Source organism: Geodermatophilus sp. TF02-6, assembly GCF_003319115.1.
In the GTDB taxonomy this organism is placed as follows: Bacteria; Actinomycetota; Actinomycetes; order Mycobacteriales; family Geodermatophilaceae; genus Geodermatophilus.
Genome location: NZ_QOHF01000003.1, coordinates 35,719 through 59,738 on the forward strand (window position 1 = coordinate 35,719; position 24,020 = coordinate 59,738).

Sequence of the window (24,020 nt, forward strand, 5' to 3'; positions counted from 1 at the left end):
CGTGGGCGCGGCGACGACTTCGCCGGCGTCACCCCGGCGAGGCCGGCTGCGTCATCCGTCCGCAGCGTCATCCGTCCGCAGTGTCATCCGTCTGCAGCGTCATCCGTCTGCAGCGTCATCCGTCCGCAGCCGGCCGGCTCCGCCCGGGTCAGCCCAGCGTGCGCGTCTCGGCGGTGATCGGCACCTCGATCACCCGCGGACCCTCGGCCTTGCCGATGGCGGCGAACTCCTCGGCCAGCCCGTCGGCGGTCGTCACCGTGCGCCCCGGCACGCCGTAGCCCTGGGCGATTGTCACGGCGTCCAGGCCGGGGAGCTCGAGCCCGGGGATCCCGGACACGCCGAGCTGCCCGACGAACGAGGCGAGCGCCCCGTAGACGCCGTTGCGCAGGACGACGAAGGTCACCGGCAGCTGGTGCCGCACCGCCGTCCACAGGCCCTGGACGCCGTACTGGAAGGCGCCGTCGCCGAGGACGGCGACCACCGGGCGGGTGGGGTCGGCCAGCGCGGCGCCGACCGCCGCGGGCAGGCCGAAGCCCAGGCCGCCGGCGGCCGGGAAGAGCAGCCCGCGCGGAGCGGCGAGGTCCAGGTGCGACCAGAACTGCGCCGTGTTCGCGGTCGACTCGTTGACGAACCGGGTGTGCCCGGGCACCGACCGGGCCAGCAGGCCGAGGACGGAGTCCGCCGTGAACGGCGCCTGGCCCGGCTCGGCCGCGACCGCCCGCTCCGGCGCGCGACGCTGCGGCCGCGGCGCCAGGTCGCCCAGCGCGGTCAGCAGCTGGCCGGCCACGGTGGCGACGTCGGCGACGACCGCGTCCCCGAACGCAGCCCGGGCGGCGCTGCCGGGGTCGCTGCCGACGGCGACCATCTCCGCGCCGGCCGGCAGCCACGGGCCCGGTACGTGGACGTGGTAGCGGAACACCGGGGCGCCGAGCACGAGGACCAGGTCGGCGCCGGCGAGGTGCCGGGCGACGCCGGCGATGCTCGACGGCAGCAGGCCCTGCCACAGCGGGTGGCGGGTGGGGAAGGGGCAGCGCGGCGCCGAGGGAGCGGTCCACACCGGCGCCTGCAGGCGCTCGGCCAACGCCACGACCCGCGGGTAGGCGCGCTCGTCGTCGACCTCGGGCCCGACGACGAGCACCGGGTGGCCGGCGGCGGCCACCCGGCCGGCCAGCTCCGCGAGCAGCTCGTCGTCCACGCCACCCGCCCGGCGCACGCGGCGGCCGGCCAGGTGGGCGACCTCGTCGGGATCGACCGGCTGGGCCCAGTCGTCGAGGGGCAGCGAGACGAACACCGGCCCGGTCGGCGGCAGCGTGGCCAGGTGGAAGGCCTCGGAGAGTGCCCGGGGGACGTCCTGGGCGCGGGCCGGCTCGAACGACCACTTCACCTGCGGCTCGGGGACGCGGGTCATGCCCGGCTCGCCGAGCATCGAGCCCAGGCCGACCATCGGGCGCGCCTGCTGGCCGGCGGTCACCACCAGCGGCGTGCCCTGGGCCTTGGCGTTGGCCAGGTTGCCCATCGCGTTGCCCAGGCCGGCGGCGGAGTGCAGGTTGACCAGGGCCGGGCGGCCGGTGGCCTGGGAGTAGCCGTCGGCCATCGCCAGGACCGCGCCCTCGTGCAGGCCGAGCACGTAACGGAAGTCGGCCGGGAACCCGTCGAGGAAGGGCAGCTCGTTGGAGCCCGGGTTGCCGAAGACGGTTGTCAGTCCCCATGCGCGCAACAGCTCGTAGGTGGTCTCCCGGACGATGGGCACGGTCGCCTCCAGGGGGTCGGGGCTCCTGCTGGCGCAGGCTAGCCCCGGTCCCGGGCCACCGCCCGGCCGCCTCGGGGCACCCCCATCAGGAACCAGCGAGACGCCGGCCGGGGCGCGCAGTCGGCGGGAGGTCACCTCGACGAGCAGCCACGGGTGGCCGCTGCGGCGTCCCGCCGGCCGCCGACGGTCAGGCGGCCGCGCTGCTCAGGGCGCGACGGGTGAGCAGTCGGGCCAGGTGCCGGCGGTACTCCTGGTCGGCGTGCATGTCGGCGACCGGGGAGGTGCCCTCGTCGGCCAGTGCCGCGGCGTCGGCGATCGACGCACCTGCGGCCAGCGCCTCCTCGGTGGCGGTGGCGCGCAGGACGGCGCCCCCCATGTTGGCCAGCGCGACCCGGCCGTCGACCACCGCAGCGGCGACGATGGGCCAGTCGTTCTCCCGGCGGGTGAACTTCTCGTAGCCCCAGCCGGCCCCGGCGGTGCGCGGCACGCGCAGTTCCACGATCATCTCGTCGGGCTCCAGGGCGGTCTCGAAGAAGCCCAGGAAGAACTCGGTCACCGGGACCGCCCGCCGCCCGGACGGGCCCTGGACGACGACGTCGCCGCCGAGGGCGAGCAGTGCGGTCGGCAGGTCCGACGCCGGGTCGCCGTGGGCCACCGTGCCGCCCAGGGTGCCCTTGTGCCGCACCTGCGGGTCGCCCACCCGGGAGGCGGCGTGTGCCAGCAGCGGCACCTCCGCGCGGGCGGTCTCGTTGCGCTCGAGCTCGAAGTGGCGCGTCCCCGCGCCGACGGCCACCTCGTCGCCCTCGACCCGCACGTACGACAGGCCGGGGACGGAGCCGATGTCGACCAGGACGGCCGGTGTCGCCAGCCGCAGCTTGATCAGCGGCAGCAGGGAGTGGCCGCCGGCCAGCAGCTTGGCGTCGTCGCCGTGCTCGGCGAGCGCGGCCAGCGCCTCGTCGACGGAGGTGGCCCGGACGTAGTCGAACGGCGAGGGGATCACGCGCCCTCCTCGCCGGGGCGCGTCGGGCCGGCACCCGGGGGTGCGGTGTCCTCCGACGGCGTCGCCGACCGGGTCATGCGCTCACCTCCTGGGCCTGCGGCACGCTCCCGGCGGCCGGGCCGGCCTGGGCCGCGGCCCGCACGGCGCGGACGATGTTGTGGTAGCCGGTGCAGCGGCAGAGGTTGCCCTCCAGCCCCTCCCGGACCTGCCGGTCGGTGGGATCGGGGTTGTCGGCCAGCAGTCCGACCGCGGCCATCACCATCCCCGGGGTGCAGAAGCCGCACTGCAGCCCGTGCTCCTGGCGGAAGGCGGCCTGCACCGGGTGCAGCTCGCCGTCCGGCCCGGCCAGCCCCTCCAGCGTGGTCACCGACGAGCCGTCGGCCGAGGCCGTGAGCACCGTGCACGACTTCACGGAGAGCCCGTCGACGATGACGGTGCACGCTCCGCACGACGTGGTGTCGCAGCCGATGTTGGTCGCCTTGAGGCCGCACACGTCGCGCAGGTAGTGCGCCAGCAGCAACCGCGGCTCGACGTCGTCGCTGTGTTCCTGCCCGTTGACCGTGAGGGTCACCCGCATCGGCCGCCTCCTCGTCGCCTCGCCCCCACAGTGGCAGGGGCCGGGCCGCTTTGTCGACACGACCCGTCCGTCGACGCCGTCCCGGGTCCCCGGGCGCCACTGTCCGGAGCGCCACTGTTCCGAGCCGCGGCCGATCTGTAGCTTGCGTCCATGACGGAGACCACGGGTCGGGCGGCCACACTCCCCGCGGGCAGCATCCTCGGCACGCGGGTGCTCCGTTCCGAGGACCCGGGCTTCCTCACCCGCGGCGCCGTCTACACCGACGACCTGGTCGACGAACGGCTCGCCGGCGCGGTGCACGCCACGTTCGTGCGCTCGCCGGTGGCGCACGCCCGGATCGTCGCGATCGACACCTCCGAGGCCGCGGCGGCACCGGGTGTCGTCGCCGTGCTCACCGCCGACGACCTCGCGGGCGAGGCGCCGCCGCAGCCGCCGCTCTTGCCCGTGTACCCGGCGGCCATGGCCCAGCCGCTGCTGGCCCACGACGTGGTCCGGTTCGTCGGCGAGCCGGTCGCGGTCGTGCTCACCGAGGAGCGCTACCAGGGCGAGGACGCGGCCGAGCTGGTCAGCGTCGACTACGACCCGCTGCCCGTGCTCGTCGACCCGAAGGAGGCGCAGGCCGACGAGGTGCTGCTCTTCCCGGAGGTCGGGAGCAACACCGCGTTCAGCAGCGCGGCGGCCGCGGCTGCTGCCGCCGCCGGTGGCGGCGACGACCTGACCGGCGGCGACGACCTGGCCGCCGCCGAGGAGGCCACGGACTACGTGCCGGCCGCGGCGAGCGACCCTCTCGACGAGTGCGAGGTCGTGGTCACCCAGGAGGTCGTCAACCAGCGGGTCGCCGTGGCCCCGCTGGAGGTGCGAGCCGCCGCCGCGGCCTGGGAGGGCGGGCGGCTCACCCTGTGGTTCCCCAACCAGGGAGCCCAGGGCAGCAAACGGTCGGTGCAGGACATGCTCGGCCTCGACGACGCGGACGTGCGGCTGATCACCCCCGACGTCGGCGGTGCGTTCGGGGCCAAGTTCGGCGCCGACGTGGAGTACGTCGTGGTCGCGTTGGCCGCCCGGCTGCTGGGCCGGCCCGCGACCTGGGTGGAGACCCGCTCGGAGAACATGGTCGCGATGACCCACGGCCGGGCCCAGGTGCAGACCGTGCGCATCGGCGGCGACCGCGACGGGCGGATCCGCGCCTACCGGCTGGAGGTGCTGCAGGACAGCGGTGCCTACCCGAAGTTCGGCGCGCTCCTGCCGTCGCTGACCGCCCTCATGGCGCCCGGCGTGTACGACATCCCCTCCGTGGAGACCTCCTTCGTCAGCGTGGTCACCAACACCACGCCGGTGGGCGCCTACCGCGGCGCCGGCCGGCCGGAGGCCACCGCGGCGATCGAGCGGGCGGTCGACCTGTTCGCCGCCGAGATCGGCATGGACCCGGCCGAGGTCCGCCGGATCAACCTGGTCCCGCCGTTCACCGAGCCCTGGACCAGCAAGGGCGGCGCCGTCTACGACTCCGGGGACTACCCGGCCGCGCTGGAGGCCGTGCTCGAGGCCGCCGACTACGCCGGGCTGCGGGCCGAGCAGGCCGCCCGTCGCGAGCGTGGCGACGTCCGCCAGCTCGGCCTGGGCCTGTCGACGTACGTCGAGATCACCGGCGCCGGGACCGAGGCCGGTGCGCCGAACGAGAACGCCCGCCTCGAGGTCCACCCGGACGGGTCGGCGACCATCCTCACCGGCACCTCGCCGCACGGGCAGGGGCACTCGACGGTGTGGGCGATGCTGGCCAGCGAGGAGCTGGGCATCCCGGTCGAGCGGATCACCGTGCGGTGGGGCGACACCGACCTGGTGCCCCGGGGCGGCGGCACCGGAGGCTCGCGCAGCCTGCAGCAGGGCGGCACGGCGGTCCGCCAGGCCGCCGGCGAGCTGGTCGAGCTGGCCCGGCAGCGGGCGGCCAGGCAGCTCGAGGTCGACGCCGCCGACCTGGTCGTCGACCTCGACCGCGCCGGGCTGCGGGTGGCCGGTGTCCCCGGAGCCGGGATGTCGTTCGCCGAGCTGGCCGGCGAGGAGCCCTTGTTCGTGCACAGCGTGTTCAGCGCTCCCGGGCCGACCTACCCCTTCGGTGCGCACGTCGCCGTCGTCGAGGTCGACGTCGAGTCGGGCAAGGCCGAGCTGGTCCGCCTCGTCGCCCTCGACGACGCCGGGGTGGTCATCAACCCGCTCATCGCCGAGGGGCAGCGGCACGGAGGGCTGGCCCAGGGGGCCGCGCAGGCCCTCCTCGAGGAGGTCCTCTACGACGCCGACGGCAACCCGCAGACCACCACGCTCGCCGACTACCCGATCGTCTCGGCCACCGAGCTGCCCAGCTTCGAGCTGGTCGCCTCCGAGACGCCGACGAGCTACAACCCGCTCGGGGCCAAGGGCATCGGCGAGGCCGGCACCATCGGCGCGACGCCGGCGGTGCAGAACGCCGTCGTCGACGCGGTCGCCCACCTCGGCGTCCGCCACGTCGACATGCCCACGAGCCCCATGCGGGTCTGGCGCGCCGTGCAGGCCGCCCGCGGCGCCGGCTGACCCGGCGCCCGGGCCCACCCCGCCCGGCGTCAGAGCCCCGGCACCGTCAGGACGCGCACGAGGTCCCCGGGCCGCCGCAGGCGGACGAGGGCGTCCGGGGTCCCCGCCAGCCCGACCCGCTCGCTGACCAGGTGCTGGGCGGGAACCCGGCCGGTGACGACCAGGCTCACCGCCGCCTCGAACTCCGCGTGGTCGAACGCGCAGCTGCCGCCCAGCCGCAACCCCCGGGCGACCAACGCGTCCAGGGGGACCGGCGCCACCTCGTCGGACAGGGCCACCTCCACACAGCTCCCCCCGGGGGCGAGGACCTCGAGCAGCTCGGGGACGGCGCCGGGCGAGGCCGAGCACTCCAGGACGGCGTCGAAGAGCCGGCCGCCGGCCGCGACGTGGTCGCGCACGCTCGTCTCCCGGGTGTCCAGGACGACGTCGGCACCCACCGCGCGGGCGGCCGCCCGCCGTCCGGGGGAGCGGCCGGCGCCCACGACGAGGTCGACGCCGGCGGTCCGCAGCGCCATGACCACGTTGAGCCCGATGGTCCCGACGCCGAAGACGAGGGCGGCGTCGCCCGGACCGACACCGGCCATGCCCACGGCGTGCAGCGCGACGGCCAGCGGTTCGGCGTGCGCGCCCCACTCGAGCGGGACCTCGTCCGGCAGCGGCACCAGCTGCCGCTGGGGGACCGCGGCGAACCGCGCGTAGCCCCCCGGTGCGGTGATGCCGAGGTTGGGCGCTGCCGGGCAGCGGAAGGGCAGGCCCCTGCGGCACTCGGCGCACCCGCCGCAGGAGCCGAGCGGGTCGACCGCGACCGGCTGGCCCACCCGCCAGCCGGTGACCGCGGATCCGGTCTCGACCACCGTGCCGCCGAACTCGTGCCCCAGGATCTGCCCCTCGGTGGTCAGGCCCCGCTCGACCGCGTGCACGTCCGACCCGCACAGCCCGCAGGCGGAGACCTCCACGACGACCTCGTCCGCCCTCGGCGCGGGGTCGGGCACCTCGGCGACCTCCGTGCCGGAGGAGGTGCACACGACCGCCTTCACGAGCTGGCCCCCACCGGGCCGCCGAGGGGCGCGCCCGCGGTCACGGGGCGGACCGTACGGCGCAGACCTGCAGCCGGCCGCCGCCGACCGGTGCGGCCGGCGGTGGGAGTCGCCGCCGTCGTCCGGCCAGCTCGTCCTCCGCGACGCCGAGGTCGATGGTGCCCTCCTCCGTGGGTGCCCTGCCGTTCTGGGTGCCTGCCGTCCGCGGGTGCCGTGCCGTCCGCGTCCGGCCGGAGCCGGGATCGCACGAGCCAACCACGGCCCCCCTGCGTTGACAAGATTGTGGACAAAGGACGCGGAGGCCTGCTGCGGAGGCCTACTCAGGTGCGTGCCGGACACCGCATACTCGCCGTCCAGGCGGTGCGCGGCGCCGCCTGCGGACCCACGGTGCACCCATCGGGAAGGAGGCCGGCGTGCGGACCGAAGCAGCGGTGCTCTGGGACTACGGGCAGGACTGGCGAGTCGAGGAGCTCGAGCTCGACGAGCCGCGGCAGGGAGAGGTCCTGGTCAGGCTGGCGGCCTCGGGTCTGTGCCACTCCGACGAGCACGTGCGGGTCGGGGACCTGCCGATGGAGGCCCTGCCGGTCATCGGCGGGCACGAGGGCGCCGGGGTCGTCGAGCGGGTCGGGCCGGGGGTGACCAAGGTCGGGGAGGGTGACCACGTCGTCCTCAGCTTCATCCCCGCGTGCGGGGACTGCACCTACTGCGCCTCGGGGCACCAGAACCTCTGCGACAAGGGCGCCGGCATCAACGTCGGCCTGCAGGAGGACGGCACGTCCCGCCACTCCGTCCGGGGTCGCGACGCCCGGCTGATGTGCATGCTGGGCACCTTCTCCCCGTACACGGTGGTCAACCAGAACTCGGTGGTCCGCATCGAGGACGACATCCCGCTGGACAAGGCCGCCCTCGTCGGGTGCGGGGTGACCACCGGCTGGGGGACGGCGGTGTACGGGGCCGGCGTCTCGCCCGGTGACACGGTGGTCGTGTTCGGCATCGGTGGGGTCGGCGCCAACGCCCTGCAGGGTGCCCGCATCGCGGGGGCGACGCGGATCGTCGCGGTGGACCCCGCCCCGTACAACCGGGAGAAGGCCAGGGACTACGGCGCGACGCACACCTTCGCCACCGCGGCGGAGGCCGCCTCCGCGGTGGCCGACCTGACCTGGGGGAGGATGGCGCAGTCGGCGGTCATCACCGTGGACGTGGTGACGCCGACCGTGATCGCCGACGGCATGTCGGTCGTCGGCAAGCTCGGGAAGGTCTGCCTCACCTCGCTGGGGTCGGTGTCCGCCCGTCAGGTCGAGCTGCCGACGTTCGAGCTGACCGCGTACCAGAAGCAGGTGGTCGGCTGCCTGTTCGGGAACGCCAACCCGCGGGCCGACATCCCGAAGCTGCTGCACCTGTACCGGCAGGGTGAGCTGCTCCTCGACGAGCTGGTCACCCACACCTACCGGCTCGACCAGGTCAACGAGGGCTACGAGGCGATGCGCTCGCACCGGACCATCCGGGGCATGGTCCTCTTCGCCTGAGGAGCCCTCCCGGCGCCTCCCTCCGCCGTGGGCCCGTTCCTCCGCGAGCCCGTCCGGCGAGAAGCGAGAAGCCCGAGAAGCGAGAGGAAGGAGCCCCCAGCATGCGGACGCGGGCAGCGATCATCCGCCGGGCCGGCGAGCCGTGGGAGGTGACCGAGCTCGAGCTGGACGAGCCGCAGCCCGACGAGGTGCGCATCCGGTTCGCCGCCTCCGGGATGTGCCACTCGGACGAGCACATCCGCACCGGTGACAGCCTCGCCCGCCTGCCCATGGTCGGCGGCCACGAGGGCGCCGGCGTGGTGGAGGCCGTCGGCGCCGCGGTGACCCGGGTGGCCGTCGGCGACCACGTCGTGTGCTCCTTCATCCCGGCCTGCGGCGTCTGCCGGTACTGCTCCACCGGCCACCAGAACCTCTGCGACCGCGGTGCGGAGATGCAGACGGGGATCCTGGGGGACCCGCCCTTCCGCTTCCACGACGATGACGGCGGCGACCTGGGCGGGTTCTGCATGCTCGGCACCTTCGCCGAGCGCGCCGTGGTCAACCAGGCCTCCTGCGTGCGCATCGACACCGACGTCCCGTTCGACGTCGCCGCGCTCGTCGGCTGCGGTGTGCCGACCGGCTGGGGCACCTCGGTCTACGCGGCCAGGGTGGCCCCGGGGGACACGGTGGTCGTCTTCGGGGCCGGCGGGGTGGGCATGAACGCCGTCCAGGGGGCGAGCTACGCCGGGGCGAGGAACCTGGTCGTCGTCGACCCGGTGGCCTTCAAGCGCGAGACGGCGATGGCCTTCGGTGCGACCCACGCCTACGCCTCCGCGGAGGAGGCCCACCGGGCGGTCGTGGAGATGACCCGCGGCCAGCTCGCCGAGCACGCGATCTGCACGGTCGGCGTGCTGACCGCCGAGGTGGTGTCGCAGGCGGCCGCGATCGTCGGCAAGAACGGCCAGGTCACCGTGACCTCCGTGGGTCGCACGGGGGAGAACCAGATCCAGCTGGCCGCCGGTGGCTCGGTGGTCGGCTACCAGCGGCGGGTGCAGGGCCACGTGTTCGGGATGTGCAACCCGCTCCACGACATCCCGCGCCTGCTGGACCTCTACCGGGGCGGTCAGCTGAGGCTCGAGGAGCTGATCACCCGCCGGTACGCCCTCGACGAGATCAACCAGGGCTACCGGGACCTCGACGACGGCAAGCTCATCCGCGGCGTCATCGTCCACGACGGCTGATCCGGCGGCGGGAGGCGGCTTCCCTGCAGAGTCCCGCCGCGAGCCGGAAGACCGATCCGCGGACGAGCGGGCGCGGCTCCCGGCCGGGGCGTGCGCCGGCATCCCGGTCACCGCCTGGCGGAAGAGCCGTGGTGGTGCCGGCCGGCCGGTTCCTAGCGTCTCCCGCGGCGCACCGCCGATCCGGCCGCGCGTCCCGTGCCCGGCAGTCCGGCCGGGGCCGCGAGCCTGGAGGAGGACCCATGAGCGATGCCGTGCGTGCCGCGGTGCAGGTCGGCCCGCGAGCGATCGAGATCCGGGAGTTCCCGCGGCCGCAGGTCGGCACGGACGACGGCCTGCTGCGGGTCGAGGCCAACGGCCTGTGCGGCAGCGACGTGGAGTTCTACAAGGGCCACCTGCGCCGGGACATGCCGGCGTTCGTGCCCGGGCACGAGCCGATGGGCATCGTCGAGGAGGTGGGGGAGAACGCGGCCGAGCGGTGGGGGGTGCAGCCCGGCGACCGGGTCGCCCTCGAGGTGGTCATCCCGTGCCGCAGCTGCTTCGACTGCCTGACCGGCAACTACCAGGCCTGCCGCAACCGGGTCGGCGGCCACGGGGTCACCCCCGTCGAGGTCGCCCCCGCGCTGTGGGGCGGGTTCGCCGAGCGCATGTACCTGGCCCCGGGCGCCGTCGTCCACCGGATCGACAACACCCTGCCGGTCGAGGTCGCGGCGATGTACAACTCGATGGGCGCCGGCGTCCGCTGGGCGCTGCACTACGGGCAGGTCCGGCTCGGCGACACCGTCCTCGTCCTCGGCGCCGGGCAGCGCGGCATCGCCGCGGTCATCGCCTGCAAGGCCGCCGGCGCCGGCACGGTGATCGTCACCGGGCTGCAGGCCGACGCGCACAAGCTGGCCCTGGCCCGCGAGTTCGGCGCCGACCACACCCTCGTCGTCGACGGCGACGCCACCGAGGACGCCGCCGAGGACGCCGTCGAGCGGGTCCGCGAGATCACCGACGGCCGCGGGGCCGACGTCACCCTGGAGCTCACCCCGATGGCCGCCGGCCCGGTCACCGACGCGATGCAGGCCACCAAGCACGGCGGGCGGGTCGTGCTCGCCGGCATCAAGGGCGGCCGGGAGATCCCGGTCAACACCGACCTGATCGTCAACCGGGCGCTCACGGTCCAGGGCGCCTACGGGGTGGACGCCAAGGCGATGGCCGAGGCGATCGCGCTCATCGAGTCCCGCCGCTTCCCGCTGGAGCGGATGCACACCCACACCTTCGGCCTGGACGACACCGCGCACGCCATCGAGGTCCTCGCCGGCGAGGTGCCCGGGGAGCAGGCCGTCCACGTGTCCGTCCACCCCGACCTCTGACGGAGGACCCGCATGCTCGTCGACACCCACGCCCACCTGCTCCCGTACGACTACCCGGCCGACGCGCCGGAGTGCTTCCCCCGCATGGAGCCGGTCGACGGCGACACCGCCCGGGAGCTGGTCTTCGGGGCGATGCGGTTCCGGGCCAAGGACGTCTTCTTCGACGCCGAGCGGCGGCTGGCGGCCCAGGACGCCTCCGGCGTCGACGTCGAGGTGCTCTCGCCCATGCCACCGCTGCTCAGGTACGACCTGCCGGTCGACGACGGGCTGTCCCTGGCCCGGCACGTCAACGAGTTCAGCGCGACCCTGTGCCAGACCGACCCGACCCGGCTGATCGCCCTCGGCATGGTGCCGATGCAGGACCCGGAGGTCGCCACCAAGGAGCTGGCCGCGGTCAAGGAGCAGGGCCTGGCGGGCGTGGAGATCGCCTCCAACGTCCTGGGCTCCTCGATCGGGCACGAGAGGTTCCTGCCGTTCTTCCAGGAGGCCGAGCGGCTGGGGCTGTCGGTCTTCGTGCACGCCATGCCCGGGCCGACCGAGCGGCTGCCGGCATCGGCCATGGGCACCTACGTGGTCGGCGTCGAGGGCGCGTTCGCCGCCGCCTCCATGGTCACCGGCGGCACCGCCGCCGCCTGCCCCGGGCTGCGCATCTCCTTCAGCCACGCGGCCGGCGGCTACCCGCTGATGATCCCGCGCCACCAGTACTTCTGGGGCGGCTCGTGGAACGAGGAGCCGAGGGACCCCGAGCGGGCGGTGATGCCGGACGACGGGCCCTCACCGCTGGAGTACGCGCGGCGGTTCTTCTACGACTCGCTGGTCTTCGACCGCCGGGCGCTGCGCTACCTCATCGACCTGCTCGGCGCCGACCGGCTGCTCGTCGGGTCGGACTTCCCGGCCATGCCCCGCGAGGAACCGGCCGGCCGGACGCTGGCCTCCATGGGGCTGCCCGACGACGTCCTGCGGGCCATCACCTGGGACAACGCCTTCCGCTGGCTGGGCACCGAGCCGCCCCGCTGACCCGGCCGGCGTCCGCGGGGTCCCGCGGCGGGGACCCCGCGGACGCCGCCGAGGCGGTCAGCTCGGTCCGCCGGCGGGGACGCTCGCGGACCTGCGGTGCACCGGCTTCGCCGACGGGGCGCCCAGCGCCCGGGAGATGCCGCGGGCGGTGGTGGTCAGCGCGGGCACCAGCGCCTGCGCCGCCACCGTGCCGCAGCCCACGGTCACCCCGAGCGCGGCCACCACCTCGTCGCCCGGCCCCCGGACCGGCACGGCCACCGCGAGGGCGGGGGCCTCGGCGGTCAGCTGGTTCTCCGCGACGGCCACCCCGGTGCGGCGCACCTCGGCCAGGGTGCGGCGCAGCAGGGCCGGATCGGTGATCGTCTTCTCGGTGAACCGGCGCAGCGGGCTGCCCAGCACCTGCTCCTGCACCTCCGGGTCGGCGAAGGCCAGCAGCACCTGCCCCGTCCCGGTGGCGTGCAACGGCCACCGTCCGCCGATCCGGCTCATCAGCCGCACGGCGCCGCGGGCGCGCAGCGCCTCGACGTAGACGACGTCGACACCGTCCCGGACGCCGAGGACGACGTTGGCCCGCGTGGCCTGGTGCAGGTCGTCGAGGTAGGGCAGGGCCAGCTCGCGCAACCGCAGCCCGTGCGGGGCCAGCGCGCCCAGCTCGAGCAGCCGCAGCCCGATGCCGTAGCGCCCGTCCGGGCTGCGCTCCAGCGCGCCCCACTCCCGCAGCTCGCCGACCAGCCGGTGCGTCGTCGTCAGGGACAGCCCGGAGCGGCGGCTGATCTCGCTGAGGGTGAGGGTGTCGTGCGCCGGCGCGAACGCGGCCAGGACGGCGAGCACCCGGCCGGCCGCCGTGGTCGACCCGCCGCCGTGGCTGGCCACCCGTGACGGTACGTCGTCGGCCCGTCCGCCGCTGGGGCGGAGCTGTCTCGTCGCGGGCAACCGGCGCCTCCAGGGTGTCTGGGAGCGGCTCCCCACGTCGGTGCGGGAAGCGGCGCGGATCACTGTCCGTCCGCCTCGCGGCGCTGTCAATCAGGCACCCCCGCGGTCCCGGGCGGGCCGGCCGGAGGGGCCGGGGTCGGCGGGCGGGTGGGCGTCCGACCTGCGGGGTCCGAAGTTGTCTTCCGCCCCGCGAAAGCGGCGTCCCCGGAGTGCGGACGGCTCATCGACGCTGGTCCGACCACCAGTGATCCCCATCACTGTGCGCAGCGAACCGGACACCACCGCTCGAGCCGGCCTCGGCCGCAGCGCCACCTCCCAACCGTCGTCACCGATGCCCACCCAGCAAGGGGAGCACCCACATGAAGCACAGGACGATGCCGTCCCTCGTCCTCGCCGCGGCGCTGGCGCTGTCAGCCTGCGGTGGGGGCAACTCCGGAGGCTCCGACTCCGGTGCCGCGGCCCCGACGGGTGAACCCCAGCAGGGCGGTGAGCTGACCGTCCTGGAGGACACCGCGTTCACCGGCAGCTGGCCCACCGGCCTCGACCCGGCGACCAACACGACCGGTGGCGCCAACCTGCCGATGATGCAGTCCATCTACGGGGGGCTGTTCCTGCTGCGCTCCGACGACGACGGCAGCAACGGCCGCGTGGAGCCCAACCAGGCCGAGAGCGGCGAGCTGTCCGCGGACGGCCTGACCTTCACCGTCAAGCTGCGCGACGGCATCCAGTTCAGCGACGGCACGCCGCTGAACGCCGACGCGGTCGTCTTCAACTGGCAGCGGGACCTGGACTCGGCGTGCACCTGCAAGCCGACCTGGCCGCTGGCGGCGGAGAACGGCATCACCAAGGTCGACGACCTCACCGTGAAGCTGACCTTCTCCCAGCCCTACGCCGCGGTGCTGGCCTCCTTCCCGACCAGCAACGTCAACTGGATCGCCTCCCCGGCGGCGGTGCAGCAGCAGGGCGAGGACGCCTTCAAGATCAAGCCGGTGGGGGCCGGGCCGTTCACCGTGGTCGACAACCAGCTCAGCTCCAAGCTGACCCTCCAGCGCAACGAGAACTACTTCGAGGAGGGGCAGCCCTACCTGGACCGGCTGACCTTCCAGTCGATCGGCGGTGACCAGCCGGCCTACCAGGCCCTGCAGGCCGGCCAGGCGCAGGCCTACGAGGGGCTGACCACCACCCCGCTGCTCGACCAGGCCCAGAGGAACGACCAGCTGCAGGTGACCGTCCAGGCGGCGACCTCGCCCTACGTGATCCAGCTCAACACCAAGTCGGGGCCGTTCACCGACCCGCGGGCGCGCGAGGCGATCTACCGGGCGACGGACTTCGAGGCCATCAACAAGGGCGTCTTCGGGGGCCGGTACGAGGTCAGCCAGTCCTTCGTCGCACCGGGCGGCAAGTTCTACCCGCTGGAGGTGACCGACTACCCCGAGTACGACCTGGACCGCGCCAAGCAGCTGGTCCAGGAGCTGGGCGGCCTCACCGTCACGCTGGGCACGATCAGCAACTACGTGGCCACCCAGATCAACACCGCCCTGCAGACGCAGTGGCAGGAGGCCGGGATCGACGTGACGATCCAGGACTACCAGCTCTCCAACCTGGTGCAGCAGTTCAACTCCGGGCAGTGGCAGGCGATGCTGCAGACCGCCGGCGCGTGGGACCCGGCCTCCGGCGTGGGCGTGGCCTTCCGGTTCTCCTCCGCGTCGCCGTTCAGCGGGGTCGCCGACCCGCAGCTGGACCAGCTGCTCGCCCAGGCCGCCGGAACGGTCGACGAGGGCCAGCGCAAGCAGCTCTACCAGCAGGCCGCGGACCTGATCGCGGCCGACTTCTACGCGCCGTTCGGCCTGGCCTTCGCCCCGGCCAACCTCGCCGTCCAGGGGGTGCACGGTCCGGGCCTGACCACCGTCATCCCGGCGGCCCTGGTCAACACCCAGGTCATCTGGGACGAGGTCTGGCGGGAGCAGTGACCACGGCCGCCCTCCCGCAGGTCCCGGGCACCCGGGACCCGCGGGTCTCCCGCACCTCCCGGGTGACCCGGTTCGCCGGGTCACCGGTGCTCCGGCTGGTCGTCAAGCGGCTGCTGATGGCCATCCCGATCATGCTCGGGGTCACCGTCCTCACCTTCTGGGTCCTGAGCCTGATCCCGGGCAACGCGGCTCAGCAGCTGCTGGGCCCGGAGGCCACGCCCGAGCAGGTCGCCCAGTTGGAGGAGCAGCTCGGCCTCAACCGGCCGGGGTACGTGCGATACGGGGAGTGGCTGCGGGGCGCCGTCACCGGCGACCTCGGCCGGTCGATCGTCAGCAACCAGCCGGTCAGCGACCTGCTGGGCGAGCGGCTGCCGGTCACCGGTGAGCTGGTCCTCCTGGCGTTCGTCGTCTCCCTGGTGCTGGCCGTCCCGGTCGCGCTGCTCGCCGCCCACCGGCCCGGCGGCGTGTGGGACCGGATCAGCATGGTGGTCAGCACCGCGGGCCTGTCGGTGGCCAACTACGTCCTGGCGCTGATCCTGGTGCTGGTCTTCGCGGTGCAGCTGGGCGTGCTGCCGGCCATCGGGTTCACCCCGCTGTCGGAGGGGCTGTGGCCCAACGTCAGGTCGCTGATCCTGCCGTCGGCGGCGATCGGCCTGCCGCTGTTCTGCTTCTACGCCCGCTTCCTGCGCGGCGACCTGGTCGACCAGATGCAGCAGGAGGAGTACGTCACCACCGCCCGGGCCAAGGGCGTCGGGTCGTGGCAGGTGCTCATCCGGCACGCCTTCCGCAACTCGTCCTTCGGGCTGATCACGGTGGTCGGCCTCAACCTGGGCGCGCTCATCGGCGGAACCGTGATCATCGAGCAGATCTTCGCCCTCCCGGGCATCGGCCAGATGCTGCTGCAGGCCATCAACACCCGCGACTTCATCATGGTGCAGGCCGTCGTCGTGGTCTTCGCCCTCGTCGCTGTGGTGGCCAACCTCGTCGTCGATCTCCTGTACGCCGTCCTGGACCCGAGGATCCGCTATGGCAGTCGCTGAGACGCCCATCTCGGTCACCGACCACCCCGGGGTCGAGCACGAGCACGAGGAGGCGCCGGCCCGCCGGGGCCGGTGGCGCCGGTCGCTGGGGGTCGCCGTCCCCGGCGGCATGGTCGCCCTCATCGTCGCCGCCTGCTTCCTCGGTCCGGTGCTGTTCGACCTGCCCAGCCCGGTGGGCGGCAACATCCTGGAGAGCTACCTGCCCGCGTTCTCGCCCGGCCACCTGCTCGGCACCGACCCCAACGGCAACGACATCCTGTCCCGCCTGCTCTACGGCGGCCGGGCCTCGCTGTTCATCGCCCTGGCGGTCAACGTCCTCGGGCTGGTCGTCGGCGGGACCCTGGGCGCCCTCTCCGGCTACCTCGGCGGCGTCGTCGACACGGTGATCATGCGCGTGCTCGACGTGCTCATCGCCTTCCCGTCGCTGGTCCTGACCCTGGCGGTGGCCCAGGCCCTCGGCCCGAGCATGCGCAACACCATCTTCGCCCTGGCCTTCTTCAGCATCCCGGCGTTCGCCCGGGTCGCCCGGTCGGCGGTCCTGCGGCTGCGCGAGATGCCGTTCATGGCGGCGGCCCAGCTGTGCGGGACGCCGGCCTGGCGGGTGCTGTTCAAGCACCTGGCGCCCAACACCGCCCCGCAGCTGATCACGTTCGGCATGCTCGGCATGGGCATCGTGATCATCATCGAGGGTGCCCTGAGCTTCCTCGGTCTGGGCATCCCCGACCCCGCGCCGAGCTGGGGCAACATGGTGGCCACCGGTCAGCTGAGCCTGTCGGCGACGCCGATGCTCGTGGTGTGGCCCAGCCTCGCGCTGCTGGTCACCGTCCTGTCCTTCAACCTCCTCGGTGAGAACCTGCGCGCGCGCTGGAGCGGTCGATGAGCGGCAAGCAGCGGACGGCGACCTACCCGGTCGGCGACAGCTACGTCTCCGAGGGGGTCATCGCAGCGGCGTCCTCGGGGCCGGCCGCGCCGGGACCGGCCGGGGAGCCGGGGGAGCCGCTGCTGGTGGTCGAGGACCTGCGGGTCCAGTTCACCCGGGGTGGCCGGCGGATCAACGCCGTCAACGGGCTGTCCTACGAGCTGCTCCCCGGGAGCATGATGGCGATCATCGGCGAGTCCGGGTCGGGCAAGAGCGTCAGCTCCCGCGCGCTGATGGGCCTGCTGCCCCCGACGGCGACGATCACCGGGTCGGTGTCCTTCGCGGGGCGCGAGCTGATCGGCATGCCGGAGCGGGAGATGCGCGAGCTGCGCGGCGGCGACATCGCCATGGTCTTCCAGGACCCGGCCCGCTCGCTGAACCCGACGATGAAGATCGGCGCCCAGGTCACCGAGGCGATCCGGCTGCACAGCGACTCAGACCGCAAGGGCGCCCATGCCCGGGCGATCGAGCTGCTGCGCATGGTCCGCCTGCCCGCCCCGGAGCGGCGGTTCCACGAGTACCCGCACCAGCTCTCCGGCGGCATGCGCCAGCGCGTGATGATCGCGATCGCGCTCGCCGGTGAGCCCCGGCTGCTCATCGCGGACGAGGCGACCACGGCCCTCGACGTCACCACCCAGGCGCAGATCATGGAGCTGCTCGTCGAGCTGCAGCAGCGGCTCGGCATGGCGGTGGTCATGATCAGCCACGACCTGGGCCTGGCGGCCAGCTACGCCCAGGACGTCGTCGTGATGTACGCGGGCAGGGCCGTCGAGCACGCGCCGACCGCGACCCTGTTCGGCAACGTCCGGATGCCCTACACCCGGGCCCTGCTGGGGGCGATCCCCGCGCTGGAACGGGAACCGCACTCGCTGTTCGAGGTCACCCCCGGCCAGCCGCCGGACCTGTCCGCCCTGCCGAAGGGCTGCCCCTTCCGGCCGCGGTGCCCCAACGCCCTCGACCGGTGCGTGGAGATGCCGCCCTTCCGCGAGCACGAGCCCGAGCACTGGTGGGCCTGCTGGAACCCCGTCGGGGACGAGACCGGGAACGGAGAGCAGGAGTGACCGCCATCGACGATCGCCGGGGCGACGCCCGGGCGGGGACGAGGACGCCGCTGCTGCGCGCCCGCAACCTGGTGCAGGAGTTCCCGGCGCGGGCCGCCGGGGGCGTCAAGGGCGGCGTGGTGCACGCGGTGTCGAACGTGTCCTTCGACATCTACCCGGGCGAGACCCTGGGCGTGGTGGGCGAGACCGGGTCGGGCAAGTCCACCCTGGCCCGGTCGGTCATCCAGGCGCCCCGGCCCAAGTCGGGGGCGGTGGAGTTCCAGGGCCGGGACCTGATGACGCTGCGCCGCCGGGACCTCAAACAGGCCCGCCGGCAGATGCAGATGGTCTACCAGGACCCGTTCGGCTCGCTCAACCCCCGCTGGCGGGTCACCGAGCTGGTCGAGGAGCCGCTGCGGGGCTACGGCGAGGGCAACGCCGACTCCCGCAGGCGGCGGGTCGCCGAGCTGCTGGACCTGGTCGGGCTCGACCCGTCCCAGTACGGCCGCCGCCGTCCGTTCGAGCTGTCCGGCGGTCAGTGCCAGCGGGTCGCGATCGCCCGGGCGATCGCGCTGGACCCCGCGCTGGTCATCGCCGACGAGGCGGTCTCCTCCCTCGACGTGCTCATCCAGGCGCAGGTGCTCAACCTCTTCGAGAAGCTGCGCCGGGAGCTGGACCTCTCCTACCTGTTCATCGCGCACGACCTGGCGATGGTCAAGCAGGTGAGCGACCGGGTGGCGGTCATGTACCTCGGGCAGCTGGCCGAGATCGGCCCGGCCCAGGACATCTACCGCCGACCCCTGCACCCCTACACCGCGGCGCTGCTGGAGTCGATCCCGCGGGTCGACCCGGTGACCGGCACGGCGCACAAGCCGACCGCGCTGCCGGGTGAGCCGCCCTCGCCGATCGACCCGCCGAGCGGCTGCCGCTTCCGCACCCGCTGCCCGCGGTCCCAGCTGCGCTGCGCCGAGGTGGATCCGGTCCTGGAGGAGCGGCTGCCCGGTCACCAGGTGGCCTGCCACTTCCCGCTGGACCTGCCCGACCCCGCCATGCCGCCCGGGCCGGCCGGCGCCACCCTGGCCCCGGCCCCGGTCCCGGCCTCGGCGACGGACCCGGCGCCCACCGCGCAGACGTCCTGACCGGAGGAGGAGCCGTGTTCGACAGCATCCTCGACCCCACGATCGGTGCCGCCGCCGCCGCCGACCTGGCCGCGGCCGGCATGGCCGGCGGCCCCGGCGGGCCGGCCGAGGGCGAGGAGGCGTTCCCGATGATGCCCCTCGGCCGCGGAGATCCCGGTCCTGGTAACCGGGGCGGCCAACGCCGCGATCTCCATGGTCTTCCGCCCGTTCGGCTGGGCCTCCTGGTCCGGTCGCTCGGTCCCCGTCCGCTGGTCGGCCGCGTCGCGGCCGGCCGCACCCCAGGAGGTGTCCCCGTGACCATCGACCAAGCCCAGCTGGAGCAGCTCAAGCAGACGCTGCAGGCCGACGACTACCGGCTCGACGTCGACGTGCAGGGCGACACCGCCGACGTGGCGATCGTCGCCGGCCCGGACGCCTGCGAGGAGTGCCTCGTGCCCAAGCCGCTCATGCAGTCGATGCTCGCCCCGGTGCTGGGCGTGCAGCCGGAGAGCATCCGGCTGACCTACCCCGCCGACGAGGGCTGAGCCCCGCCGCACCGCGGACGCCACCGCGGGTCCCACCCCCGCGGTGCGCGCGGCTGCCCGCAGCACGACCGACGACCCGCTGCAGCCCTCGCCTGCGGCCCCGACACGACGGAGCACCGCACGTGGAGATCTCCCTGGACGGCAAGGTCGCGCTGGTCACCGGCGTCGGCCCGAACATCGGCAGCGGCATCGCGCTGGCGCTGGCCCGCTACGGGGCCCGGGTGGCCTGCAACGACGTGTCCGGCGACGTCATCGGGGCCGCCATCGCGCGGATCGAGCGCAACGGCGGCGAGGCGATGGCCGCGCCCGGTGACGTCACCGACGAGTCCGCGGTGCAGGGCTACGTCGACGCCGTCCTCGAGCGGTGGGGACGGATCGACATCCTGGTCAACAACGCCGCGATGCTCGGCGGCAAGGGCGTGCTGGACGAGGACGCCGCGACGTTCGAGCGCTCGATCAAGGTGTCGGGGCTCGGCTACTTCCTCAACACCAAGATCGTGGGCCGGGCGATGGCCGAGCGTGGAATCCGCGGCTCGATCGTGTGCATCTCGTCGTCCAACGGGTGGAACGGCTCGGCCGGCGTCATCGCCTACGCGTTCAACAAGGGCGGCGTGAACAACTTCGTCCGGGCCGCGGCGATGGACCTCGCGCCCTACGGGATCCGGGTGAACTCCTACACGCCCACGGCTCCGACCGTCGACAACCCCGAGCTGCTGGCCGAGCTGCGCGCGCAGGGGCGGCCGGCGGACATGCTGGGCGCCGGGCGCAGGGGCGGCGGCCTCGGCGGGGGGACCGGGGACGAGCCGTGGCGCCGGCCGGCGCGGTGGACGGGCGAGCGCCCGCCGCTGGTGCCGATGGGCAGCACCGGGACGCCGACCGACATCGGCCACGCCGTCGCCTGGCTGTGCTCGGACTACGCCCGCCTGATCACCGGCACCGACCTGGTGGTCGACGGCGGCGCGCGGGCGAAGAACTTCGCCTACTTCCCGGCCGACCCCGAAGACCTGGCCGGCCCAGTCCCGCTGATCCCGCTCGACGACACCCCCGCCCCCTGAGCCGCCTTTGCCGGAGGGGCCATCGTGGCCACTTCGGCCCGTCGTGAAGGGGCCTTAGTGGCCGCATCGGCCGCTCACGGGCGCGCATCGAGGGCTTCGAGGACCCGACGGACGACGGCGTCGAGGTCGCGGAGGTCGGCGGCGCTGAGCCGGATCACCCGCCAGCCGGCCGCCTCCAGCCGCCGGATCCGGGCGTCGTCCCGGACGATCTGGGTGTCGGAGAAGTGGTGCGCGCCCTCGTACTCCACCGCGACGCAGGCCTCGGGGAAGGCCAGGTCGACCCGGGCCAGGAACTCGCCGGCCACCCGGACCTCGTACTGGGGGACCGGGGTGAGGCCGGCCAGGGCGAGCGCCACCCGCACCCGCGACTCCGGTGCCGACTCGGCGCGCGGGTCGACCAGCGGGACGGCGGTGCGCACGCGGGCCGCACCCCAGCGACCGCTGCCGGCGGGGGCCAGCCGGTCCAGGGACGGCAGTGTCACGGATCCCGCCCGCGCCATGGCGTCGAGCGCGGCGACTGCGGTGCCGAGGGGCCGCCGATGGCCGTGCCCGGCGGCAGCAGCAGCGCGACGCCCGCGCACCGCAGCCGGTGGTCGAGCTCCAGCGCCGGGTCGGCGTAGACCCCCTGCACCAGGCGCCGGTAGCTGCGCTCGCGGAGCTGTTCGCGGGTGAGGAGCCCCTCGGCGATGGCGTGGCTGCCGACGAAGACACCGGTGAGAGAGGAACGGGACACCGCGGCAGGGTGACCCATCCCGCGCCACCTCGCTCCCGCCGTCCACAGGGCCGAGGCGGGGGAGGGGCCGACGTGGCCACGAAGGCCCCATCGTGAGGGGCCGAAGTGGCCATGATGGCCCCCAGCGGGGCGGGTCAGCGGGGGGTGGAGCGGGGGGAGGGGTTGCGCTTCTCCGGCGCGTAGGCGGTGTGCGAGGTCAGGAACGGGATCGCCGCGGCCCGCACCTCGTCGACCGGCTCGTCGGGGAAGGCGGCCAGCGTCGTCTCGAACCGGTCGCGGACGCCGTCCCGGAACTCGGGGTGGGTGAGGATGAACAGGTCGTTGCGGCGCACCCCGTGCAGCACCCGCTCGCCGGCCTCCGCGTAGCTCATGTACGGCTGCGTCCTCGCCCGCTCCAGGAACGCCGCCGGGGGGAGGGCGTACCCGCTCTCGCCGTAGCGCTCGGGACGGCGGGCCACCGCGCCGGCGATGTTGCTGTGCACCGGCCCGGGGCAGTACGCCGAGACCCCGATGCCGTCGGGCGCGAGCTCGATGGCCAGCGCCTCCGACAGCGCGATCACCGCCGCCTTGGTCATCGAGTACAGCCCGGCGACGATCGGCAGCAGCCCGGCCATCGAGGCGGTGTTCACCACGTGCCCGCCCTCCCCGTGCGCCTGGATGCGCGGGACGAACGCGCAGATGCCGTGGCCGACGCCCTTGACGTTGACGTCGAGCAGCCAGTCCCAGTCGGCGGGGGTGGCCGCCATGATCGGCCCGGTGAGGCCGATGCCGGCGTTGTTCACGAGGACGTCGACCCGGCCGAACCGGCGCTCGGTGTCCTCGGCGGCGCGCTCGACGGCGTCGCGGTCGGTGACGTCGAGCAGCACCGCCTCGACGTCCAGCCCCGCCGCGGCGAACTCGGCCAGCGACTCGTCGACGTGCTCCTGGCGGCGGCCGCTGATCACCACGCGCATGCCGGCGCGGGCGAAGGCCAGGGCGATGCCACGGCCGATCCCGCTCGACCCGCCGGTGACGAAGGCGACCCGGCCCTCGACGTCCTCCACGCCTCAGCGCTCCAGGTGCTCGGTGTACGGAGCGCCGGTGTGCTGGCGGACGACGTCCGGGGTGATGCCGGGGGAGCACTCGACCAGCCGCAGCTGCCCGTCGACGACGTGGAAGACGGCCAGGTCGGTGTACACGCGGGTGACCACGTTGCGGCCGGTCAGCGGCATGGTGCACTCGGGTACGATCTTGGGCCGGCCGGCGCGGTCGACGTGCTCCATCGCGACCCACACCTGCGGGGTGCCGGCGACCAGGTCCATGGCCCCGCCGACGGCCGGGTTCTTCCCCGGCACGTACCAGTTGGCCAGGTCGCCGCCGGCCGACACCTGCAGCGCGCCGAGGATGGTGACGTCGAGGTGGCCGCCGCGGATGATCGCGAACGACATCGCCGAGTCGGTGATCGCCGCGCCGCTGACCAGCGTGATGGGCTGCTTGCCGGCGTCGGTGAGGTCGGCGTCCTCCTCGCCGGGGGCGGCCTCCGGGCCGAGGCCCAGGACGCCGTTCTCCGCGTGCAGGACCACCTCCTTGCCGGGGGGGAGGAACCGCGGCACCAGCAGCGGGATGCCCACGCCCAGGTTGACCACGTAGCCGTCCTGCAGGTCCTGCGCCAGCCGCTCAGCGATGCCCTCGCGGGTGCGCCCGGCGACCGGGGCGGGGGCCGGGATGGTGCCGGTCATCAGGAGGCCCTCCTCGTGGCTGCGGCGCTCGCCGCGGGTGTCGTCGCCGTGGATGACGTCGCCGTGGATGACGTCGCCGTGGATGACGTCGCCGAGCTCGGGGTGCTGGCGGCCTTGCTGGTGGAGCGCACGACGTCCTGCACGAAGACGCCGGGCAGGTGGACGTCGTCGGGGTGCAGCTCGTCGACCTCGACCAGCTGCTCGACCTCGGCGAAGGTGCGTCGCCCCGACATGCCCGCCAGCGGGTTGAAGTTGCGCGCCGAGAGACGGAACCGCAGGTTGCCCTTGCGGTCGCCCCGGTGGGCCTTGACGAACCCGAAGTCGGCGACGATGCCCTCCTCGAGCACGTACTCCCGCCCGTTGATCATCCGGGTCTCCTTGGCCGGCAGGTGCTCGGCGACCCCGCCGTCGGGGGAGTAGCGCAGGGTGAACGAACCGTCGGAGAGCATCGTGCCCGCGCCGGACGGGGTGAAGAAGGCGGGGATCCCGGCACCGCCGGCGCGCAACCGCTCGGCCAGGGTGCCCTGGGGCAGCAGCTCCAGCTCGACCCGGCCGGCGAAGTACTCGTCGTAGAACTCCTGCAGGATCGGGAATGACGCCGTCACCCGGCGCAGCCGACCCTCGTGCAGCAGGCGGCCCACGCCGGTGAAGTCGTGGCCGACGTTGTTGACGTAGACGTGCAGGTCGCGCTTGTCCAGCTCGCACAGCGCGTCGAGCAGGCCGTCGGGCCGACCCGAGCTGCCGAACCCGCCCACGGCGATGCTCGCGCCCGAGGGCACGGCGTCGACGACGGACAGGACGTCCTCGCGGAACTTGTCGATCACGGTGGGTCCTTCTTCTTCTTCATCATCATCATGGGCTCGGGTCCTTCCACCACGGGGACGGGCTGGTCGGGGGACCGCTGCACG

At 74.1% G+C, this 24,020-nt stretch carries 22 protein-coding genes; 12 read left to right on the top strand and 10 right to left on the bottom strand.

Going from position 1 to position 24,020, the window contains the following annotated elements; translation table 11 throughout:
- Positions 1 to 148 precede the first annotated feature (148 nt).
- From mdlC to DQ238_RS03605, 3 genes are all read right to left on the bottom strand, one after another.
- Entirely contained in the window at positions 149 to 1,750 is a 1,602-nt protein-coding gene (gene mdlC / locus DQ238_RS03595; protein WP_113779951.1) for a benzoylformate decarboxylase, read from the bottom strand.
- Positions 1,751 to 1,937: 187 nt separating this feature from the next.
- Positions 1,938 to 2,750 carry a xanthine dehydrogenase family protein subunit M gene (locus DQ238_RS03600; RefSeq protein ID WP_113779952.1) on the bottom strand — a complete coding sequence of 271 codons (813 nt, stop codon included), beginning with the start codon at positions 2,748 to 2,750 and terminating at the stop codon, positions 1,938 to 1,940.
- Positions 2,751 to 2,823: 73 nt separating this feature from the next.
- Positions 2,824 to 3,327, bottom strand: a complete 504-nt coding sequence (locus DQ238_RS03605; protein ID WP_113779953.1) for a (2Fe-2S)-binding protein — start codon at positions 3,325 to 3,327, stop codon at positions 2,824 to 2,826.
- Positions 3,328 to 3,477: 150 nt separating this feature from the next.
- On the opposite strand from DQ238_RS03605, the gene DQ238_RS03610 reads away from it, so the two are divergent.
- Positions 3,478 to 5,886, top strand: coding sequence for a xanthine dehydrogenase family protein molybdopterin-binding subunit (locus DQ238_RS03610; RefSeq protein ID WP_113779954.1), 2,409 nt, complete (start codon positions 3,478 to 3,480; stop codon positions 5,884 to 5,886).
- A 29-nt stretch (positions 5,887 to 5,915) separates the two neighbouring features.
- Here DQ238_RS03610 and DQ238_RS03615 read toward each other — a convergent pair whose 3' ends face one another.
- Positions 5,916 to 6,911, bottom strand: coding sequence for a zinc-binding dehydrogenase (locus tag DQ238_RS03615; protein WP_147263005.1), 996 nt, complete (start codon positions 6,909 to 6,911; stop codon positions 5,916 to 5,918).
- A gap of 425 nt (positions 6,912 to 7,336) precedes the next feature.
- On the opposite strand from DQ238_RS03615, the gene DQ238_RS03620 reads away from it, so the two are divergent.
- From DQ238_RS03620 to DQ238_RS03635, 4 genes are all read left to right on the top strand, one after another.
- Positions 7,337 to 8,449, top strand: a complete 1,113-nt coding sequence (locus DQ238_RS03620) for an NDMA-dependent alcohol dehydrogenase (RefSeq protein WP_113779956.1) — start codon at positions 7,337 to 7,339, stop codon at positions 8,447 to 8,449.
- Positions 8,450 to 8,550: 101 nt separating this feature from the next.
- Positions 8,551 to 9,669, top strand: a complete 1,119-nt coding sequence (locus tag DQ238_RS03625) for an NDMA-dependent alcohol dehydrogenase (protein WP_113779957.1) — start codon at positions 8,551 to 8,553, stop codon at positions 9,667 to 9,669.
- A 239-nt stretch (positions 9,670 to 9,908) separates the two neighbouring features.
- Positions 9,909 to 11,024, top strand: coding sequence for a zinc-binding dehydrogenase (locus tag DQ238_RS03630; RefSeq protein ID WP_113779958.1), 1,116 nt, complete (start codon positions 9,909 to 9,911; stop codon positions 11,022 to 11,024).
- Between the two features lie 12 nt (positions 11,025 to 11,036).
- Entirely contained in the window at positions 11,037 to 12,041 is a 1,005-nt protein-coding gene (locus tag DQ238_RS03635; protein ID WP_113779959.1) for an amidohydrolase family protein, read from the top strand.
- A 57-nt stretch (positions 12,042 to 12,098) separates the two neighbouring features.
- Here DQ238_RS03635 and DQ238_RS03640 read toward each other — a convergent pair whose 3' ends face one another.
- Entirely contained in the window at positions 12,099 to 12,914 is an 816-nt protein-coding gene (locus tag DQ238_RS03640; protein WP_113779960.1) for an IclR family transcriptional regulator, read from the bottom strand.
- 419 nt (positions 12,915 to 13,333) lie between these two features.
- Here DQ238_RS03640 and DQ238_RS03645 point away from each other — a divergent pair, with 419 nt between their 5' ends.
- From DQ238_RS03645 to DQ238_RS03675, 7 genes are all read left to right on the top strand, one after another.
- Positions 13,334 to 14,944 carry an ABC transporter substrate-binding protein gene (locus tag DQ238_RS03645; RefSeq protein ID WP_113779961.1) on the top strand — a complete coding sequence of 537 codons (1,611 nt, stop codon included), beginning with the start codon at positions 13,334 to 13,336 and terminating at the stop codon, positions 14,942 to 14,944.
- Entirely contained in the window at positions 14,941 to 15,984 is a 1,044-nt protein-coding gene (locus DQ238_RS03650) for an ABC transporter permease (RefSeq protein ID WP_113779962.1), read from the top strand. The genes DQ238_RS03645 and DQ238_RS03650 overlap by 4 nt, the downstream gene beginning before the upstream one ends.
- Positions 15,971 to 16,864 (top strand): ABC transporter permease, encoded by an 894-nt coding sequence (locus DQ238_RS03655; protein WP_113779963.1) that lies wholly within the window; start codon positions 15,971 to 15,973, stop codon positions 16,862 to 16,864. The genes DQ238_RS03650 and DQ238_RS03655 overlap by 14 nt, the downstream gene beginning before the upstream one ends.
- Positions 16,861 to 17,964, top strand: coding sequence for an ABC transporter ATP-binding protein (locus DQ238_RS03660; protein WP_113779964.1), 1,104 nt, complete (start codon positions 16,861 to 16,863; stop codon positions 17,962 to 17,964). The genes DQ238_RS03655 and DQ238_RS03660 overlap by 4 nt, the downstream gene beginning before the upstream one ends.
- The gene (locus tag DQ238_RS03665; protein ID WP_233495680.1) at positions 17,961 to 19,082 is read left to right on the top strand and encodes an ABC transporter ATP-binding protein; all 1,122 of its coding nucleotides are present in this window, start codon (positions 17,961 to 17,963) and stop codon (positions 19,080 to 19,082) included. Before DQ238_RS03660 ends, DQ238_RS03665 begins: the two co-directional genes overlap by 4 nt.
- Positions 19,083 to 19,096: 14 nt before the next feature.
- Positions 19,097 to 19,606, top strand: a complete 510-nt coding sequence (locus DQ238_RS03670; protein ID WP_113779965.1) for a hypothetical protein — start codon at positions 19,097 to 19,099, stop codon at positions 19,604 to 19,606.
- A gap of 122 nt (positions 19,607 to 19,728) precedes the next feature.
- A complete protein-coding gene (locus DQ238_RS03675) occupies positions 19,729 to 20,661 on the top strand; it encodes an SDR family NAD(P)-dependent oxidoreductase (protein ID WP_113779966.1) in 933 nt (310 codons plus the stop codon).
- Between the two features lie 74 nt (positions 20,662 to 20,735).
- On the opposite strand, the gene DQ238_RS22685 is transcribed toward DQ238_RS03675, so the two are convergent.
- The 5 genes from DQ238_RS22685 to DQ238_RS03695 form a co-directional block, all read right to left on the bottom strand.
- Positions 20,736 to 21,143 (bottom strand): endonuclease domain-containing protein, encoded by a 408-nt coding sequence (locus tag DQ238_RS22685; RefSeq protein WP_158550708.1) that lies wholly within the window; start codon positions 21,141 to 21,143, stop codon positions 20,736 to 20,738.
- Positions 21,140 to 21,394, bottom strand: a complete 255-nt coding sequence (locus DQ238_RS22690; RefSeq protein ID WP_158550709.1) for a hypothetical protein — start codon at positions 21,392 to 21,394, stop codon at positions 21,140 to 21,142. The genes DQ238_RS22685 and DQ238_RS22690 overlap by 4 nt, the downstream gene beginning before the upstream one ends.
- 134 nt (positions 21,395 to 21,528) lie before the next feature.
- Positions 21,529 to 22,437, bottom strand: a complete 909-nt coding sequence (locus DQ238_RS03685; protein WP_113779968.1) for an SDR family NAD(P)-dependent oxidoreductase — start codon at positions 22,435 to 22,437, stop codon at positions 21,529 to 21,531.
- A 3-nt stretch (positions 22,438 to 22,440) separates the two neighbouring features.
- Positions 22,441 to 23,112 carry a 3-oxoacid CoA-transferase subunit B gene (locus DQ238_RS03690; protein WP_113779969.1) on the bottom strand — a complete coding sequence of 224 codons (672 nt, stop codon included), beginning with the start codon at positions 23,110 to 23,112 and terminating at the stop codon, positions 22,441 to 22,443.
- Positions 23,112 to 23,936 (bottom strand): CoA transferase subunit A, encoded by an 825-nt coding sequence (locus DQ238_RS03695; RefSeq protein WP_113779970.1) that lies wholly within the window; start codon positions 23,934 to 23,936, stop codon positions 23,112 to 23,114. Before DQ238_RS03695 ends, DQ238_RS03690 begins: the two co-directional genes overlap by 1 nt.
- Positions 23,937 to 24,020: the final 84 nt, after the last annotated feature.

Excerpts from the sequence above, each read along its gene's own strand:
- DQ238_RS03660 (WP_113779964.1), top strand. The coding sequence starts at position 16,861 with ATGAGCGGCAAGCAGCGGACGGCGACCTACCCGGTCGGCGACAGCTAC.
- DQ238_RS03690 (WP_113779969.1), bottom strand. The coding sequence starts at position 23,112 with ATGACCGGCACCATCCCGGCCCCCGCCCCGGTCGCCGGGCGCACCCGC.
- DQ238_RS03605 (WP_113779953.1), bottom strand. The coding sequence starts at position 3,327 with ATGCGGGTGACCCTCACGGTCAACGGGCAGGAACACAGCGACGACGTC.
- DQ238_RS03645 (WP_113779961.1), top strand. The coding sequence starts at position 13,334 with ATGAAGCACAGGACGATGCCGTCCCTCGTCCTCGCCGCGGCGCTGGCG.
- DQ238_RS03630 (WP_113779958.1), top strand. The coding sequence starts at position 9,909 with ATGAGCGATGCCGTGCGTGCCGCGGTGCAGGTCGGCCCGCGAGCGATC.
- DQ238_RS03625 (WP_113779957.1), top strand. The coding sequence starts at position 8,551 with ATGCGGACGCGGGCAGCGATCATCCGCCGGGCCGGCGAGCCGTGGGAG.
- DQ238_RS03635 (WP_113779959.1), top strand. The coding sequence starts at position 11,037 with ATGCTCGTCGACACCCACGCCCACCTGCTCCCGTACGACTACCCGGCC.
- DQ238_RS03655 (WP_113779963.1), top strand. The coding sequence starts at position 15,971 with ATGGCAGTCGCTGAGACGCCCATCTCGGTCACCGACCACCCCGGGGTC.
- DQ238_RS03610 (WP_113779954.1), top strand. The coding sequence starts at position 3,478 with ATGACGGAGACCACGGGTCGGGCGGCCACACTCCCCGCGGGCAGCATC.